This window comes from Paludisphaera soli, assembly GCF_011064595.1.
Classification (GTDB): Bacteria; Planctomycetota; Planctomycetia; order Isosphaerales; family Isosphaeraceae; genus Paludisphaera; species Paludisphaera soli.
In genome coordinates this window covers 1-240 of record NZ_JAALJI010000194.1, presented here as the reverse complement: position 1 = coordinate 240, position 240 = coordinate 1, and the positions used below count along the sequence as shown (strand labels likewise).

The window sequence follows — 240 nt, the reverse complement described above, 5'->3', positions numbered from 1 at the left end:
CTCGTGGAGCGGACGCATAGCTGGATGAATCGCTTCCGCCGATTGCTGATCCGGTGGGGGAAGAAGGCGGAGAATTACGAGGCGATGCTGCACTTCGCATGCGCGTACATCACCCACCGCGCCGCCGGCCTAATGAGATAGGATCTTAGTACTAGAGCAATTTCTTTGAAGGTATAGCGCCCTATTGACGGGATGGGTAATCTCGGGTTATCGCCAATCCCGAGGGCCATGCCGTGAGAG

Annotated in this window: 1 pseudogene; it reads left to right on the top strand. The window is 56.7% G+C overall.

Annotation, left to right across the window (positions count from 1 at the left end):
• A pseudogene (locus tag G6O68_RS32265) lies at nucleotides 1-141 on the top strand (IS5/IS1182 family transposase); the annotation flags it as partial.
• Nucleotides 142-240: the final 99 nt, after the last annotated feature.